Annotated in this window: 6 protein-coding genes; 3 read left to right on the top strand and 3 right to left on the bottom strand. The window is 69.2% G+C overall.

Features of this window, described 5'->3' with window-relative positions:
• Positions 1-109: 109 nt before the first annotated feature.
• Genes ACFWX1_RS38175 through ACFWX1_RS38165 form a run of 3 tightly spaced genes read right to left on the bottom strand, consistent with a single transcriptional unit; the run spans position 110 to position 1,353 of the window.
• On the bottom strand, positions 110-508 hold the full coding sequence (locus ACFWX1_RS38175; RefSeq protein WP_378394712.1) for a hypothetical protein: 399 nt from the start codon (positions 506-508) through the stop codon (positions 110-112).
• Between the two features lies 1 nt (position 509).
• Complete coding sequence (locus ACFWX1_RS38170) at positions 510-938, bottom strand: uL11 family ribosomal protein (protein WP_378394711.1); 429 nt, start codon at positions 936-938, stop codon at positions 510-512.
• 34 nt (positions 939-972) lie between these two features.
• Complete coding sequence (locus ACFWX1_RS38165) at positions 973-1,353, bottom strand: MerR family transcriptional regulator (RefSeq protein ID WP_378394710.1); 381 nt, start codon at positions 1,351-1,353, stop codon at positions 973-975.
• 115 nt (positions 1,354-1,468) lie between these two features.
• On the opposite strand from ACFWX1_RS38165, the gene ACFWX1_RS38160 reads away from it, so the two are divergent.
• The 3 genes from ACFWX1_RS38160 (at position 1,469) to ACFWX1_RS38150 (ending at position 2,887) form a co-directional block, all read left to right on the top strand.
• The gene (locus ACFWX1_RS38160; RefSeq protein ID WP_378394709.1) at positions 1,469-2,065 is read left to right on the top strand and encodes a DsbA family protein; all 597 of its coding nucleotides are present in this window, start codon (positions 1,469-1,471) and stop codon (positions 2,063-2,065) included.
• A gap of 67 nt (positions 2,066-2,132) precedes the next feature.
• Positions 2,133-2,453: a DMT family transporter gene (locus ACFWX1_RS38155; protein ID WP_378394708.1), complete on the top strand. Its 321-nt coding sequence runs from the start codon at positions 2,133-2,135 to the stop codon at positions 2,451-2,453.
• 41 nt (positions 2,454-2,494) lie between these two features.
• Positions 2,495-2,887 carry a DMT family transporter gene (locus ACFWX1_RS38150; protein ID WP_378394707.1) on the top strand — a complete coding sequence of 131 codons (393 nt, stop codon included), beginning with the start codon at positions 2,495-2,497 and terminating at the stop codon, positions 2,885-2,887.
• The last annotated feature ends 94 nt before the right edge of the window (positions 2,888-2,981 follow it).

The following is a 2,981-nucleotide window of genomic DNA, read 5'->3' as shown; positions in this document are numbered from 1 at the left end:
TCGCACATCCCCGGGGGGGGAGGTATTTTTTTAAAACTCACCGCGGGGGCGCGGGCCGGATCCGCCCACCTTGTGGGCGTCTGACTCCCTCAAGGTGGCCTTACCGGCATCACGGTCCGGGGTGAGAACGATGCGTGCCACACCACTTCCGGGTGCATCCGGACGTCCGGTCACAGAAGGGCTGCCCGCACCTCGCGCAGTGCTTGACGCGGCGCCAGCCGCCGACCGTGACGAGTTCGGCGAGGCCGGCCGCGCCGACGGCCAGCTCGCCGGACTCCGCTCGCGGCGTGACATAGACGATGCGCCAGGCGCTCCCGGTGTCGACGAGCCGCGGCCGCGCGCCGGTCTCGGCGAGCAACTCGTTGAGACGGCACGTGGCCGCGTGCTCGTCCGGGAGCGCCGCGGCGACGTCACGCAACGCCGGGTTTCCTTGTGCCAACAGCCTTTCCGTGACACCCAGTTCAGGGTCCAGCGCGCGGAAAGGCGGCACGACGGCGTGCTTGCGCACGTCAGTCCACGATCGCGACGCCCATCGAGCGGGCCGTCCCGGCGACGGTCCGCATGGCCGCGTCGAGGTCGGCGGTGTTGAGGTCGGGCAGTTTGCGCTCGGCGATCTCACGCAGCTGATCCCGCGTCAGCTTCCCGGCCGTCTCATGCCCGGGTCGTGCGGATCCCTTGTCGCCCAATGCTTTCCGGATCAGGAACGAGGTCGGCGGTGTCTTGAGCCGCAGTTCGAAGGAACGGTCCTCGAACACCGATACGACCACCGGGACGACGTCGCCGCGCTGGGCCGCTGTCGCCGTGTCGTAGGCCTTCTTGACCTCGACGAGGTTGACCCCGGTCTGCCCCAGCATCTTGCCGAGGTCGACGACCGGGGCGTTGCCCGCGTCGAGGTGCAGCGTGACCTGATGGGTTCGTTTCTTCGTCTTCGGTGCCATGCGGGCGACGCTAAAACCTCCAGTTACCGGAGGGTCAACCCGAAGATCCCGGCGGAAGAATCGCGCCGTCGGGAAGGGCGACGTCGCTTCGCAGCGCCTGCAAGGTCTCCAGCTCGCGCTCGATGTCGCGGCGCTTGGTCTCCAGCCGTTCGACTTCCTGGGCGAGCAGTTGTTCCATGACTCCGGTGCGTTCTTCGGGAGGGGCCTCCAGACACGGCAGCAGTTCGTCGATGGTGCCGCTGCTCAGACCGGCGGCGAAGAGGTGCTGGATCATCACGACGCGCTCGACCATGGCGGCGTCGAAGTCCCGCCAGCCGCCGACGGTGCGCTCGGCCCTGATCAGCCCTTGCTGCTCGTAGTAGCGCAGCGAACGGGTGCTGACACCGCTGGCCTCCGCCAACTCACCGATCCGCATGAAGCCCTCCTCCGCCCGTCCTGCCGGTTCCCATTCTTGCAGTTGACACTGGTGTCAGGTTCCACGATCGACGGGCCGGCGCCCACCGTGGGTGCCCGAGCAACCGGAGATCGCCATGACCGTTCGGATCCACCTCTGGTCAGACTACGTGTGCCCGTTCTGCCTCATCGCCGGTGAACTGGTGGCCCGCGTGACCGCCGACCGGCCGGACGTCGGTGTCGAACATCACGCGCACGAACTGCGGCCCCGTCCGGCGCGCACGCTGCGCCCCGAGGACCCGTACCTGCCCGATGTCTGGCAGCGCGCCGTCTACCCGATGGCCCGTCGGTTCGGCATACCGATGATCCTGCCGACCGTCTCGCCGCAGCCCTACACCGAGCTCGCCTTCCGTGGCGCCCAGTACGCCGCGGAGAAGGACCGGGCCGATGCCTATCACCACCGCGTGCTGACGGCGTTCTTCCGCGAGGACCGCGACATCGGAGACCGCGGCGTTCTCGCCCGGTTGGCCGAGGAGGTGGGTCTGGAACCGGCCGGCTACTCGGCTGCTCTCGACGATCCGGTGTACGCCCGGCGGCACCGTCAGGCCCTGGCGGAGTCGGCCCGGATGGACATCACGGTCGTGCCGACGATCATCGTCGGCGGCCGGCGCATCGAAGGCGTGGCTTCCGAAAGCGTGCTCCGCCATGCCCTTGACGAGGCGGCGGCCGCGTGAGCGCCGACGTCACCCGGGACCCCGCCGCACCGCTCAGCCCTGATTTTTCTTGACCGGAGGACTCATCATGCACTGGCTCTACCTCGGCATCGCCGTCGTCTTCGAGATCACCGTCGCCATCGTCGCGGGCAAGGCCCAAGGCTTCACCCGTCCCTTGTGGACCATCGCGACACTGGTCAGCGGCGGCATCGCCACCTACTTCCTCAGCCTGGCGCTGCTCACCTTCCAGGTCGGTGTCGGCTACGCCCTGTGGACCTCCATCGCCGGTGTCGGGATCGTCATCCTCGGCGCTCTCCTCTTCGGCCAGCGCCTCGGCTGGCGCAAGCTCCTGGGCATCGCCGTCGTCATCGCCGGCGTCGTCGGCCTCCAGCTCAGCGGAGCGGCCTGAATCCCGCCACACCGGCCACCTCACCACGAAAGGAATCAGACATGACCAGCACCACCACGACCCTCACCAGCACCGCGCGCCGCACACGAGCATGGCTCGTCCTTCTCCTCGCCGGCGTCTTCGAGGTGGGCTACGCCCTGTCCGTCGGCGGCAGCCACGGCTTCACCGTGCTGCCGTGGTCCCTCGTCGCCGTCGTCTTCTTCCTGCTGACGCTGTTCGCCCTCAGCGTCGCGCTACGCACCATCGACGTCGGCATCGGCTACGCCGTCTGGGCGGGCATCGGTGCCGTGGGAGCGGCGGCACTGGGGCCGGTCTTCTTCGACGAGAGCCTCACTCTGTCCAAGGCCCTGTGGCTGGCCGTGATCATCGCCGGCGTCATGTGGCTGAAGCTCGCCGACCGGCCCCAGCACGCCGAACCGGCTCGCCAAGCCTGACGAGCGGCGATGCCGGCCCCATGCGCCGCGGCGGGCGGGCGCGGGCCCGCGGGGGGGGGGGGGGGGCTCAGCGAAGCGCACCCACCGCACGCTC

Source organism: Amycolatopsis sp. NPDC059021 (assembly GCF_042739895.1).
In the GTDB taxonomy this organism is placed as follows: domain Bacteria; phylum Actinomycetota; class Actinomycetes; order Mycobacteriales; family Pseudonocardiaceae; genus Amycolatopsis.
The sequence above is the reverse complement of the archived record's forward strand: the minus strand, read 5'-3'. Positions and strand labels throughout refer to the sequence as shown.